Raw genomic sequence first — 11,614 nt, forward strand, 5'->3', positions numbered from 1 at the left:
AATTAAGCCTTCGGTGCGTCGTTCTTGTCGTCGTTGTGGAGGTCACGAGGCTGGTCAGCCTCGGTGGTGTCGACCGGCTCAACGGTCTCGACGTAGTCTGGCTCGCTGGCCTTCACCGAGTTGTCGACCTCGTCGGCCGAGTTGCTGTTGGTGAGGGCGCTTGCGTCGTCGGGGATAACCACGTTCGGCACGTCGACGGTGGGCTCGATGACGTTGACAATGGTGGCCGAGTGCACGCGCAGGCGGGTGCCCGGGGTGGTCTCGATAATCGCCTGGTTGTCGTCGCTGTTGATCTCAACGAGGGTGCCGTAAATACCGGCCTGCGTCATGACCTCAACACCAGGAGCCATCGAGCTGCGAATCGCCTGCTGCTTCTCCTGGTTCCGCTTGTTGGTGCGCCACATGAAGAAGATCATGACGGCGAGCAGGACGAGAGGAAGAACGAGCGTAAATTCTTGCATGAGTGGAGGCTCCAGTTTCGGTCGGCGTGAGCCGTTGGTGGCAAACAGACCGAGTATAAGCGAGTCAGCCCAACTTAACGGGAAGTCGGCGCGATTCCGAGGTGGTCATAGGCCTCAAGCGTCGCGATTCGGCCACGCTGCGTGCGAGCAATGAGCCCAGAGCGCACGAGGAAGGGTTCGACGACCGCTTCGACGGTTTCCGCCTCTTCACCCACGGTGACGGCAAGCGTGCGCACGCCGACCGGGCCACCACTGAAGCGCAGAATGAGCGCCTCGAGTACCGCGCGGTCGAGGCGATCGAGACCCCGAGCATCCACGTCATAGAGTTCGAGTGCGGCCTGCGCCGACGGCGTGTCGAGCTCGGCTTGGTGCACGAGTGCCCAGTCACGTACGCGGCGCAAGAGACGGTTCGCAATACGCGGCGTCCCCCGTGATCGAGAGGCAATTTCCGCGAGCGGCGCGCCGCTCGCACCGAGTTCAAGCAGTCGCGCCGTGCGCTCGAGCACCCGCTCGAGCTCCGCATCCGAGTAGAACTCGAGGTGTGCGGTGAAGCCGAACCGGTCACGAAGGGGCGCTGGGAGGAGCCCAGCGCGCGTGGTGGCACCGACGACGGTGAACGGCGGCAGATCGAGCGGTACCGACTGCGCACCGGCGCCCTTGCCGACCATGATGTCGATGCGGAAGTCTTCCATGGCGAGATAGAGCATCTCTTCGGCGGTGCGCGCCATCCGGTGAATCTCGTCAATAAAGAGCACTTCGCCCTCGGTCATGCTCGAGAGCACCGCCGCGAGATCACCCGCATTCTGCAGGGCTGGGCCCGAAGTAAGTCGTAACGCCTGACCCGTCTCTTCGGCAACGATCATTGCGAGGGTCGTCTTGCCGAGTCCAGGCGGGCCAGCAAGCAGGATGTGGTCGGGCGTGCGGCCCTGCAGTCGTGCCGCGCGCAGGAGCAGATCGAGCTGTGTGCGCACCTTTTCTTGGCCGACGAACTCACGCAAATTGCGCGGGCGCAGGGTCGATTCGAACTCGAGTTCGGTGTCAGATTCGGGATGCTCGGGGATCGCGTTCATCGCGCGCCGCCCAGTTCACGCAACGCCGCGCGCAAGAGCGTCGGCACGTCGGGCACCTCGTTGTCGAGTCGTTCGAGCGCGGTTTCAACCGCCATGACGGCCTGCTTCTGCGGGGTGCCAAGGCCGACCAGCGCTTCAACAACATCATCGCTCGTGGATGCGCTCACGATCGCTCGCGTCCCCACCTCACCGGACGCCGCACCCGGTGCCCGCAGCTTGCCCATGAGCTGCAAGATGATGAGCTTCGCCGTTTTCGGGCCAACGCCAGGCACCTGCTTGAACGCCTTTTCGTCTTCCTGCTCGACGGCGAGTGCGAGTTCATCCGGGCCGAGCTGCGAGAGCACGCCGAGGGCGGATTTTGGGCCAACGCCCGAGATGCCGGTGAGCTGGTCGAATACTTCGCGCTCGGATTGATCGCGGAAGCCGTAAAGCAGCATCGCGTCTTCGCGAACCACGAGCGCGGTCGTGAGACGCACTTCGGCGCCGTGACGCAACTCGAGTGCGTGCGCCGGGGTGATCTGCACGTGGTAGCCGACGCCCGAAACATCAAGCACCACAGACGATGCACCGAGGTGGGCGACAAGACCGGTCAGCGAGGCAATCACTAGGTCAGCCTAGGTTGCGGCGCCCTGATTTCGCCGCTTGCTCGGCGGCGAGCCACGCTTCCTGCGCCGGGGTGGTGGGGCGCTTTGCGGCAGCGGGCACCGAACCGTGCGAGCGCTTCGCTCCCCCGAGCCGGGCAATCGGCGTTTGGAAACCGGCGCAAATGGCGAGCGCGAGCGCATCCGAGGCATCGGCAGGTTTCGGCGGGGCATCGAGCCGCAGGATGCGGCGCACCATTTCGGCAACCTGCGCCTTGTCGGCCTGCCCGTAGCCGCTAACTGCCGCCTTCACCTCAGAAGGCGTGTGCAGCTCGGTGGGAATGCCCCGGTTTGCTGCCTCACGCAGGGCAATGCCGGTGATTTGGGCGACACCCATGACGGTATTGAGGTTGCGTGCCTCGGCAAACACCCGCTCAATCGAGACGACCTGGGGTGTGTGCTCATCCATGAGCCGCGCGATCTCGTTGCCAATCGTGGCGAGCCGTTCGGCAAGCTCCATATCGACCGCAGTGCGCACGACGCTCACGGCCACGAGCGTGCACTTGCGACCGGCACCGACGTCGATGACCCCGACCCCACATCGCGTGAGGCCGGGGTCAATGCCGAGAATGCGCTTGGTCACCGAGGTGTCGCTACTCTTCGTCGTTGAGCTGCGCCTGCACGTCGGCGGGGATCTCCATGTTCGTGAAGACGTTCTGCACATCGTCGAGGTCTTCCAGCGCGTCGATCACGCCGAGCACCTTCTTCGCCGTCTCGAGGTCGACAGGCACCGACACGTTCGCGACAAACTCCGCCTCAGCCGAGTCGTAGTCGATGCCAGCATCTTGCAGCGCCGCGCGCACGGCGACCATATCGCTTGCCTCAGTGCGCAGCTCGAACATTTCACCGTGGTCGAGCACCTCTTCAAGCCCAGCTTCAAGACCGGCTTCGAGGAGTGCATCCTCGCTCGGCTCGTCGCCCACCTTCGGCACAGCGATGACGCCCTTGCGTTCGAAGTTGAACGACACCGATCCCGGGTCGGCCATATTGCCACCCGAGCGGGACACTGCAAGACGGGTCTCGGCGGCGGCGCGGTTCTTGTTGTCGGTGAGGCATTCGATGAGCATGGCGACGCCGCCGTGGGCGTAGGCCTCGTACATGATCTGGTCGTAGTTGATCGACTCGCCGGTGAGCCCGGCACCGCGCTTGACGGCGCGGTCAATGTTGTCGTTCGGCACCGAAAGCTTCTTGGCCTTTTGGATGGCGTCAGCCAGCGTCGGGTTACCAGCCGGGTCGGGGCCGCCGATCTTCGAGGCAACCTCGATGTTCTTGATCAGCTTTGCGAACGACTTCGCGCGCTTCGCGTCGAGCGCTGCCTTCTTGTGCTTCGTCGTCGCCCATTTGGAGTGTCCGGCCATTGCTCCCCTGCTCCAATCCTCGGTCGGTTGATTTGTTGTGGCGGCTGTGCCGCGAGGGTCAATTCTAGTGCGCCGCGCGCAGGAACTCGCGCAGGACGGCCTCAAGTGCGGCGATATCGACAAGCGCGGCCACTTCGCGGGCCGAGTGCATTGACAGCATCGGGATGCCCACGTCGACCGTGCGCATGCCCAGGCGCGTCGCGACGATTGGGCCGACTGTCGAGCCGCAGGGAATGGTGTTCCGCGAGACAAAGGTTTGCACGGGTGTGCCAGCCGTTGCGGCAAGGCGCCGCCAGAGCGCTTCGCCGACGCCGTCAGTGGCGTAGCGCTGGTTCGCGTTAGTCTTGATGATCGTGCCGTCGCCGGCAATCGGGCGCACATCATCATCGTGTTTGTCGGGGTAGTTTGGGTGCACGGCGTGGCCCACATCACTTGAGACCACCCAACTTGCGGCCGCAGCGCGTCGAGCTTCTGTTGGCGTTGCGTCGAGGCTCTCGCGGATGCCAGTGATCACGTCTTCGAGGAATGGGCCGCCGGCGCCGCTGCGGGTATCTGAACCGACCTCTTCGTGGTCAAAGGCCGCGAGCATCGGAATGATGCCGCTCGGCTCAGTGGCGAGCAGCGCCTGAGTGCCCGCGTGCACGCTGACGAGGTTGTCGAGGCGGCCGGAGGCAATGAGCTCTCCCCCGCCACCAATGCGCGCGGGGGCCTGGCCGTCGGCAAAGAACCCGTCAAAGGCGACGACCGTGTCAGCGTCGACCTCGGCCGCCGCAGCAAGAAGCTCGACCACACCGGGCTGATCTGCCAGGCCGACGACCGCCCGGGTGTGTTGCTGGCGGTTGAGCTTGAGCCCCTCATTGACTTCGCGGTCGAGGTGAACAGCAAGCTGTGGGATGCGTGCAATTGCCTCGGTGCTCGCAAGTCGAGTCGTACCGTCGGCGAGCACGAGCCGCCCCGCGATGCGCAAGTCGCGATCAAGCCAGGAGTTGAGCAGGGGCCCGCCGTACACCTCGGCATTCACCGAGCGCCAACCCGCGCGCTCCGTGTCGGGCTCGGGCTTAAGCCTGAACCCCGGTGAATCGGTGTGGGCGGCAACGACGTTCACGGGTGTCTCGGCAGCCACATCCGCCGGGATGCGCCAGGCAATCACCGCGCCATCACGCACGATGACGTAGCCACCCGGGGTGGCGGGCCAGGCATCCTGGTCGTGTACTCGTGTAAACCCAGCCGTAGTGAACTGTTCCGCAACAACCGCCGCTGCGTGATACGAGGTAGGTGCGGCGGTAACCAGCTCAGCGAGCTGCCCAAAGGTGGCGGTCTGGCTGTCGGTCATGGCGCGATCTCCTCTGAATACGTGAACTAGTTGCGAGCGGCGACGATCTTCAAGAAGTACTCGTGCCAGCGCGCATCCCCGGCGACTTCGGGGTGGAAGCTAATGCCGAGGAGGTTACCCTGGCGCGCCGCAACGATCTCGTCGCCCACGCTCGCGAGCACCTCAACACTCGCGCCGACCGACTCAATAATCGGCGCGCGAATGAACACGGCGTGCGCAGGTTCAGGGCCGAGCGCTGGCACTTCAAGATCGGTTTCGAACGAGTCGAGTTGGGAACCAAAGGCATTGCGGCGCACGGTCACATCGAGACCGCCAAATGTCTGTTGTCCGGCGATGCCGTCGGCAAGGCGTTCGGCAAGCAGAATCAGCCCGGCACAGGTGCCAAACACCGGCAGACCACCGCGAATCAATTCGCGAATGGGTTCTTGGATGCCGAAGATGCGCGTGAGCTTGTCGATCACGCTCGACTCACCCCCGGGCAGAACAAGGCCGGCGATCCCATCGAGATCGCCGACCTTGCGAATGAGCCGCACCTCACAGCCGAGTGAGGCGAGCATTTGCTCATGCTCGCGCACACCGCCCTGCAGTGCGAGCACGCCAATGGGCGCGGTGATTACCACCCGCGCTCGGCGAGCTTGTGCGGGGCGGGGAGGTCGGCGACGTTGATGCCGACCATGGCTTCACCGAGGCCGCGCGAGACGTCGGCGATGGTGGCCGGGTCGCTGTACGCAGCCACAGCCTTGACGATCGCCGCTGCGCGAGCCTCCGGGTTGCCCGACTTGAAGATGCCCGAGCCCACAAACACGCCATCGGCGCCGAGCTGCATCATCATCGCGGCGTCAGCCGGAGTGGCCACACCACCGGCGACAAAGAGCACGACGGGCAGTTCGCCCGTGCGCGCGATTTCTTCGACGAGCGCGTAGGGAGCCTGAAGTTCCTTCGCGGCCACATAGAGCTCATCCTTCGAGAGCGCCTGCAGTTCGCGGATCTGGCCCTTGATCTTGCGGATGTGCTTCATCGCCTCCGAGACGTCGCCGGTGCCGGCTTCGCCCTTCGAACGGATCATCGCCGCACCCTCGTTGATGCGTCGCAACGCCTCGCCGAGGTTGGTCGCGCCACACACGAACGGCACGTCAAACGCCCACTTGTCGATGTGGTTGACGTAGTCGGCCGGGCTCAGCACCTCGGACTCGTCGATGTAGTCGACCTTGAGTGCTTCAAGCACCTGGGCTTCGACGAAGTGGCCGATACGGGCCTTCGCCATCACGGGAATCGAGACCTCAGCGATGATCGAATCGATGAGATCGGGGTCGCTCATGCGTGCGACGCCGCCCTGGGCACGGATATCAGCGGGAACCCGCTCGAGCGCCATTACGGCAACCGCGCCGGCGTCCTCAGCGATGCGCGCCTGCTCGGGGGTGACGACGTCCATGATGACGCCGCCTTTGAGCATTTCGGCGAGTCCGCGCTTGACGCGATCGGTGCCAGTGAGCTGCTCGGTCAATTGTTGTCCTTTCGTCCACTCCGTTGGGGAATGGCATTCATTTTAGGCGAGATTACGCGTCGCCGCTCACGCTTCCCAGCCAGCGGCCAGCAATGCCCGCAGATCGCCGAGCAATTGCGGCACAGGCTTTGTGCGGCCAATGATCGGCAGGAAGTTTGCGTCGCCAAACCAGCGCGGCACGACGTGCTGGTGCAAGTGACCGGCGACACCCGCGCCGGCAACTTCGCCCTGGTTCATCCCGATGTTGAACCCAGCAGCTTTCGAGACACGCGCGAGCGCACCCATTGCCTGCTGCGTCAGCTTTCCGATCTCGAGGATCTCAGCATCGCTGGCTTCGTCATAGGTGGCGATATGGCGATAGGGGCACACAAGGAGGTGCCCCGAGTTATAGGGGTAGAGGTTCATGACCACATAGGCAAACTCGCCGCGGTGCACGATGAGGCCGTCATCGTCACTGCGGGTTGGCACGTCACAGAACGGGCAGCTTGCGCTCGGCCGGTTTCGCTCTTCGCCATCGGCGATATACGTCATCCGGTGTGGCACCCAGGTGCGTTGCATTGCATCCGGGACGCCCGCAAACTCGGCGGCCGAACGCATCTCGACCTGCTCGAACTCCCCTTCCGGGAAGCCGAGGTACCCCGCATGCTTACCCGTCACAGGTCTGAGTCGCCGTTGATGTTCTTGTGCTCGGCAATTGCGGCAAGGATGATCGCTACGGCTTCATCGGCCGGCACACCATTGCGCTGCGAACCGTCGCGGAAGCGGAACGACACGGCACCTGCCGCGCGGTCGTCTTCACCGGCAATGAGCTGGAACGGAATCTTCGCCTTCGTGTGCGTGCGAATCTTCTTCGGCATGCGGTCACCCGAGTCATCGAGCCAGGCGCGCACGCCCTCGGCCTTGAGCCGGTCGATGATCTCGCCGAGATAGTCGGCATATTCTTCGGCAACCGGGATGCCGACCACCTGTTCGGGGGCAAGCCACACCGGGAAGGCGGCCGCGTAGTGTTCGACGAGCACACCGAAGAAGCGCTCGATCGAACCAAATAGGGCGCGGTGAATCATCACCGGGCGCTGTCGGGTGCCGTCGGCCGCCGCATACTCGAGGTCAAAGCGCTCGGGCAGGTTGAAGTCGAGCTGAATCGTCGACATCTGCCAGGTGCGGCCGATCGCATCGCGCGCCTGCACCGAAATCTTCGGGCCGTAGAACGCGGCACCACCCTCATCGGGCACGAGTTCGAGGCCGGATGCTTCGGCAACCTCGGCGAGCGTCCGCGTCGCTTCTTCCCAGGTCGCGTCATCGCCGACGTACTTCTCGGGGTCCTTAGTCGACAGCTCGAGATAGAAGTCGTCGAGACCGTAGTCCTTGAGCAGCGACAGCACGAACTCGAGGGTCTTCGTGAGTTCCGCGTGCATCTGTTCACGAGTGCAGTAGATGTGCGCGTCGTCCTGCGTGAAGCCGCGGGCGCGGGTGAGTCCGTGCAGCACACCAGATTTTTCGTTGCGGTACACCGTGCCGAACTCAAAGAGGCGCAGTGGCAGTTCGCGATAGCTGCGTGCCCGGGCACCGAAGATGAGGTTGTGCATCGGGCAGTTCATCGGCTTCAGGTAGTAGTCCTGCCCGGCCTTGGTGATGTGGCCCTCGGCGTCGACTTCTTCATCCATCTGCAGCGGCGGGTACATGCCGTCGCGATACCAATCAAGGTGGCCCGAGACTTCGTAGAGCTGGCCCTTGGTGATGTGGGGTGTGTTAACGAACGAGTAGCCCTCTTCGACGTGGCGGCGGCGCGAGTGCTCTTCCATCTCGAGCCTGATGGTGCCTCCGGCGGGGTGGAATACCGCGAGACCCGAACCAATCTCATCGGGGAACGAAAAGAGATCGAACTCGCGGCCGAGTCGACGGTGGTCGCGTTTCTGTGCCTCTTCCAGGCGGTGCTGGTAGTCGCGCAGCTCTTCTTTAGTCGGCCAGGCGGTGCCGTAGATGCGCTGCAGCATCGGGTTCTTCTCGCTACCGCGCCAATAGGCGGCAGCGTTGCGCAGCAGAGCGAAGCCATTGCCGATATAGCGGGTCGATGGCAAGTGCGGGCCGCGGCAGAGGTCGTACCAGCAGACCTCGCCCGAGCGCGGGTCGAGGTTGTCGTAGATGGTGAGTTCGCCCTCGCCTACCTCAACGTTCTCGTTGTCGGCCGAACCGGCGGAGCCCTTGAGCCCGATGAGTTCGAGCTTGTAGGGCTCGCCCGCGAGTTCCGCGCGGGCTTCTTCGTCGCTCACGACGCGGCGGGCGAACCGCTGACCCTGCTTGACGATGCGCATCGACTCCTTCTCGATCGCCTTGAGATCCTCCGGCGTGAAGGGCGTGTCAACGTCAAAGTCGTAATAGAAGCCATCGGTGATGAACGGGCCGATGCCAAGCTTCGCACCGGGATGAAGCTTCTGCACCGCCTGCGCGACCACGTGTGCGGTCGAGTGCCGCAGGATGTTGAGACCGTCTTCGCTATCGATGGTGACCGCTTCAACCTGGTCGCCCGGCTGCACCTCACGGAAGAGATCCTTGAGTTCGCCATTGACCTTCATCGCCACGACCGCCGGCTGACGCGGGGCATCGGCGAAGAGCGTGAAGCCATCGGAGGTCGCTGTCGCCGTCACCGCAAGGGGTGCCTCAGTGGGGGCAGCGGCGATGGGCTCGACGTCGGATGTGGTCACGACAACTCCTGAAGAGATCTCAGATATGTGGATGCGGACAAGCGGCTCGACCTGTTGGTTGAGGCGCGCAGAGATTCAGTCTACGACCGGGGCTCTAGCCAGTGACGACAGTTCCGCCGAGCGCGTCGACGAAGTCCTGCGGGTTCGGGGTATTGAGTACCCAGTTCTCACCCACGAGGAGGTGCGTTTCGGTGGCGAGCTCGGTGGCCCGTTTGACCACATCCGCCAACTCGGCCGGGTCTTTGTAGACGGCAATGACGGTCGAGTCGTCGCAACGGCCAGCTTCGGCGTCGTAGTCGCCCGGGTCGATTGCTTCCCACGCGGGGCACGCTCCCCCGGCTGCGACAAAGGCATCGCGAATCGACTCAACCGACTCGTAGCTCGACGGTGTGCCAGTGATCGTGGGGATCGGTTCTCCCCCGCCCGCGCAACCAGCAAGCGCGGCAGAAGCGACAAGGGCGAGGGTGGTGGCAACGAATGAGCGAGACTTCACTCGGCCATCCTAGGCCGAAGCGAGTCCTATTGCCCGGCGCGACGCATTAGCGACGGCCGTACTGCTCCTGCCACTTCTTGTGCTGGCGGGTGACGCTGAACGCCGTCCATGACATGAGCGCGATGAGCGCCACACCGATGCCGATCGGGATGAACGCCTCGCCGGTCTTGCTTGACAGTGCCTGCTCGCACGCCTTTTCTCGCATCCCGACATCGAAGTTACCGCCCTCGCTGAGCGAGGCCGGCTGCATCACCGAGCCGCAATTGTCGGCCTGCGGATAGGTGATCGTCACCTCTTGCGAGAACATCGAGAAACCGACTGCAATCACGATCGCCGAAAGCAGCACCACGATGCCAGCGGTGATGTACGCGGTCACGCGGTTGGGCTTGCGTGGCACTACCTCGACTGGGGCGTACGCGCCGGGCTGCTGGGCGTACGCCTGCGGGTAACCCTGTTGGTAGCCCTGCGGGTTGCTGGGCTGATATCCCTGAGTGGGCGGCACTTGACCGGCTTGCTGAGTGTCACCCGGCACATACGGGGCATATTGCCCGGCATTGGGGCTCGGTACCGAATTCGGTTGCTGTGCGTTGTTCGGCATCCCGGCGTCATTGTGCTGCATATCGCGAGCGTACTGCGCGGAAAGCTCTCGACTCGTCAGCCTGCCGAAGGATTCGCGGGATGCAGTTCAGTTTGCGCGAGCGCGCCGGCGGATGGTGATGATGACGACGACCACGAGCGCCACGAGCATGGCAATACCAATTGATGCGGCCATCATCGCCTCGCCGCCGGCTTGGTTGAGTGCCTGCGCGCAGGCCGCCTCGCGAAGTTCAAGCGGAGCCGGCCCAGTGTCACTGAGCACGAGCGGCTCAGCGATGCTGCCGCAGCGATCAACCTGAGGCGTCGAGATACCGATTGGGTAGTAGCGCAGGAAGCCCGCAGTCGCCAGCAGGCCCAGGCCAATGAGGCCGAGCACCACCATGAGTGAGATGGTGAAGCGCAATGAAGGTGCTCGACGCAGCGAGGCTTCTTCGTCTTCATAGGGATGGAAGTCGGTCGTCATCGCTCACATCCCCGGGTTGAGTGGTGGGCGATACTGGGATCGAACCAGTGACCTCTTCCGTGTCAGGGAAGCGCGCTACCGCTGCGCCAATCGCCCGTGATCTGCCGCCTAAACTGCCAGCGACGAAAACTCGGTATTTCAGAGCGGATGACGAGACTCGAACTCGCGACCCTCACCTTGGCAAGGTGATGCGCTACCAACTGCGCTACATCCGCGTGCCGACTTGCGTCGACGTGATCAGTACCAGACTGATCAGTGGGCGATACTGGGATCGAACCAGTGACCTCTTCCGTGTCAGGGAAGCGCGCTACCGCTGCGCCAATCGCCCATTTGCGAGGTGACGACGGGATTCGAACCCGTGTGGACGGCTTTGCAGGCCGCTGCCTCGCCTCTCGGCCACGTCACCGTGTGGGATTCTGTCTCCCGTGTTCCGGAACTGGCGGCCCCGATCACACTCGAGCGGATGACGAGACTCGAACTCGCGACCCTCACCTTGGCAAGGTGATGCGCTACCAACTGCGCTACATCCGCATTGCGCCTGGCGATTTGCATCGTTCAGCGCGTCAATGACTCTAACGTACCGATTCGCGGAAAACCAAATCACGCCGATGCAATTCTAGAAACTTCCTGATCAGCATCCTAAAACTCGGTGTGTCACGGAGGTGCGGCGCACTGTTGATTCGCGCAAGGTCGATTTTTGTGGCAAAGTTGACCCTCGTCATGGGCGATTGGCGCAGCTGGTAGCGCGCTTCCTTCACACGGAAGAGGTCGTCGGTTCGAGCCCGGCATCGCCCACCATGATCGTCAAGGCCCCGCTTCGCGGGGCCTTGATTGGTTTCCGGGTCGTGTTTGGTTTCCGGCGAGTTTGCCTCCCCGTTGGCCTAGGCATGGCAACCTATGTTCCCGAGCGCAATCCGTGCTCTTCTCCCCCATTTGTGCGCCAAGAGCGCATGTTCCGGGTTACCGGCCATAAATAGTGGATGGATTCGGGC

General features: G+C 63.5%; 13 protein-coding genes and 6 tRNA genes. 1 reads left to right on the top strand and 18 read right to left on the bottom strand.

What is annotated here, in order from left to right:
* Positions 1 to 2: 2 nt before the first annotated feature.
* From yajC to EG850_RS05830, 18 genes are all read right to left on the bottom strand, one after another.
* Positions 3 to 461, bottom strand: coding sequence for a preprotein translocase subunit YajC (gene yajC / locus EG850_RS05745; RefSeq protein ID WP_124971260.1), 459 nt, complete (start codon positions 459 to 461; stop codon positions 3 to 5).
* A 74-nt stretch (positions 462 to 535) separates the two neighbouring features.
* Positions 536 to 1,531 carry a Holliday junction branch migration DNA helicase RuvB gene (ruvB, locus tag EG850_RS05750; RefSeq protein ID WP_124971263.1) on the bottom strand — a complete coding sequence of 332 codons (996 nt, stop codon included), beginning with the start codon at positions 1,529 to 1,531 and terminating at the stop codon, positions 536 to 538.
* Positions 1,528 to 2,136 carry a Holliday junction branch migration protein RuvA gene (ruvA, locus tag EG850_RS05755; protein ID WP_124971266.1) on the bottom strand — a complete coding sequence of 203 codons (609 nt, stop codon included), beginning with the start codon at positions 2,134 to 2,136 and terminating at the stop codon, positions 1,528 to 1,530. The genes ruvB and ruvA overlap by 4 nt, the downstream gene beginning before the upstream one ends.
* 4 nt (positions 2,137 to 2,140) lie before the next feature.
* Positions 2,141 to 2,755 carry a crossover junction endodeoxyribonuclease RuvC gene (gene ruvC, locus EG850_RS05760; RefSeq protein WP_235829223.1) on the bottom strand — a complete coding sequence of 205 codons (615 nt, stop codon included), beginning with the start codon at positions 2,753 to 2,755 and terminating at the stop codon, positions 2,141 to 2,143.
* A gap of 10 nt (positions 2,756 to 2,765) precedes the next feature.
* Complete coding sequence (locus EG850_RS05765; RefSeq protein ID WP_124971271.1) at positions 2,766 to 3,530, bottom strand: YebC/PmpR family DNA-binding transcriptional regulator; 765 nt, start codon at positions 3,528 to 3,530, stop codon at positions 2,766 to 2,768.
* A 64-nt stretch (positions 3,531 to 3,594) separates the two neighbouring features.
* Entirely contained in the window at positions 3,595 to 4,863 is a 1,269-nt protein-coding gene (locus EG850_RS05770) for a M18 family aminopeptidase (protein ID WP_124971273.1), read from the bottom strand.
* Positions 4,864 to 4,889: 26 nt separating this feature from the next.
* On the bottom strand, positions 4,890 to 5,420 hold the full coding sequence (gene pdxT / locus EG850_RS05775) for a pyridoxal 5'-phosphate synthase glutaminase subunit PdxT (protein WP_407920582.1): 531 nt from the start codon (positions 5,418 to 5,420) through the stop codon (positions 4,890 to 4,892).
* 56 nt (positions 5,421 to 5,476) lie between these two features.
* Complete coding sequence (pdxS, locus tag EG850_RS05780) at positions 5,477 to 6,367, bottom strand: pyridoxal 5'-phosphate synthase lyase subunit PdxS (RefSeq protein WP_124971276.1); 891 nt, start codon at positions 6,365 to 6,367, stop codon at positions 5,477 to 5,479.
* Between the two features lie 66 nt (positions 6,368 to 6,433).
* Complete coding sequence (locus EG850_RS05785; protein ID WP_124971384.1) at positions 6,434 to 6,964, bottom strand: HIT family protein; 531 nt, start codon at positions 6,962 to 6,964, stop codon at positions 6,434 to 6,436.
* A 56-nt stretch (positions 6,965 to 7,020) separates the two neighbouring features.
* A complete protein-coding gene (gene thrS / locus EG850_RS05790) occupies positions 7,021 to 8,940 on the bottom strand; it encodes a threonine--tRNA ligase (RefSeq protein WP_214609517.1) in 1,920 nt (639 codons plus the stop codon).
* A 223-nt stretch (positions 8,941 to 9,163) separates the two neighbouring features.
* Positions 9,164 to 9,562, bottom strand: coding sequence for a hypothetical protein (locus tag EG850_RS05795; RefSeq protein WP_124971283.1), 399 nt, complete (start codon positions 9,560 to 9,562; stop codon positions 9,164 to 9,166).
* A 46-nt stretch (positions 9,563 to 9,608) separates the two neighbouring features.
* Positions 9,609 to 10,181 carry a hypothetical protein gene (locus tag EG850_RS05800; protein WP_124971286.1) on the bottom strand — a complete coding sequence of 191 codons (573 nt, stop codon included), beginning with the start codon at positions 10,179 to 10,181 and terminating at the stop codon, positions 9,609 to 9,611.
* A gap of 66 nt (positions 10,182 to 10,247) precedes the next feature.
* Positions 10,248 to 10,622 (bottom strand): hypothetical protein, encoded by a 375-nt coding sequence (locus EG850_RS05805; protein ID WP_124971289.1) that lies wholly within the window; start codon positions 10,620 to 10,622, stop codon positions 10,248 to 10,250.
* A 21-nt stretch (positions 10,623 to 10,643) separates the two neighbouring features.
* A tRNA-Val gene (locus tag EG850_RS05810) sits at positions 10,644 to 10,718 on the bottom strand.
* Between the two features lie 46 nt (positions 10,719 to 10,764).
* A tRNA-Gly gene (locus EG850_RS05815) sits at positions 10,765 to 10,837 on the bottom strand.
* Positions 10,838 to 10,878: 41 nt separating this feature from the next.
* A tRNA-Val gene (locus tag EG850_RS05820) sits at positions 10,879 to 10,950 on the bottom strand.
* 7 nt (positions 10,951 to 10,957) lie between these two features.
* Positions 10,958 to 11,028: transfer RNA gene (locus EG850_RS05825), tRNA-Cys, on the bottom strand.
* A 52-nt stretch (positions 11,029 to 11,080) separates the two neighbouring features.
* A tRNA-Gly gene (locus EG850_RS05830) sits at positions 11,081 to 11,153 on the bottom strand.
* A gap of 191 nt (positions 11,154 to 11,344) precedes the next feature.
* Between EG850_RS05830 and EG850_RS05835 the strand changes: the two genes are divergently transcribed.
* Positions 11,345 to 11,420, top strand: a tRNA-Val gene (locus EG850_RS05835).
* The last annotated feature ends 194 nt before the right edge of the window (positions 11,421 to 11,614 follow it).

It is taken from the genome of Gulosibacter macacae (genome assembly GCF_003865375.1).
Taxonomy (GTDB): domain Bacteria; phylum Actinomycetota; class Actinomycetes; order Actinomycetales; family Microbacteriaceae; genus Gulosibacter; species Gulosibacter macacae.

Coding starts and splice junctions, on each gene's coding strand:
- EG850_RS05765 (WP_124971271.1), bottom strand. CDS start 3,530: ATGGCCGGACACTCCAAATGGGCGACGACGAAGCACAAGAAGGCAGCG.
- EG850_RS05785 (WP_124971384.1), bottom strand. CDS start 6,964: ATGCGTTCGGCCGCCGAGTTTGCGGGCGTCCCGGATGCAATGCAACGC.
- EG850_RS05800 (WP_124971286.1), bottom strand. CDS start 10,181: ATGCAGCACAATGACGCCGGGATGCCGAACAACGCACAGCAACCGAAT.
- thrS (WP_214609517.1), bottom strand. CDS start 8,940: ATGAAGGTCAATGGCGAACTCAAGGATCTCTTCCGTGAGGTGCAGCCG.
- ruvB (WP_124971263.1), bottom strand. CDS start 1,531: ATGAACGCGATCCCCGAGCATCCCGAATCTGACACCGAACTCGAGTTC.
- pdxT (WP_407920582.1), bottom strand. CDS start 5,420: ATGCTCGCCTCACTCGGCTGTGAGGTGCGGCTCATTCGCAAGGTCGGC.
- EG850_RS05805 (WP_124971289.1), bottom strand. CDS start 10,622: ATGACGACCGACTTCCATCCCTATGAAGACGAAGAAGCCTCGCTGCGT.
- EG850_RS05770 (WP_124971273.1), bottom strand. CDS start 4,863: ATGACCGACAGCCAGACCGCCACCTTTGGGCAGCTCGCTGAGCTGGTT.
- yajC (WP_124971260.1), bottom strand. CDS start 461: ATGCAAGAATTTACGCTCGTTCTTCCTCTCGTCCTGCTCGCCGTCATG.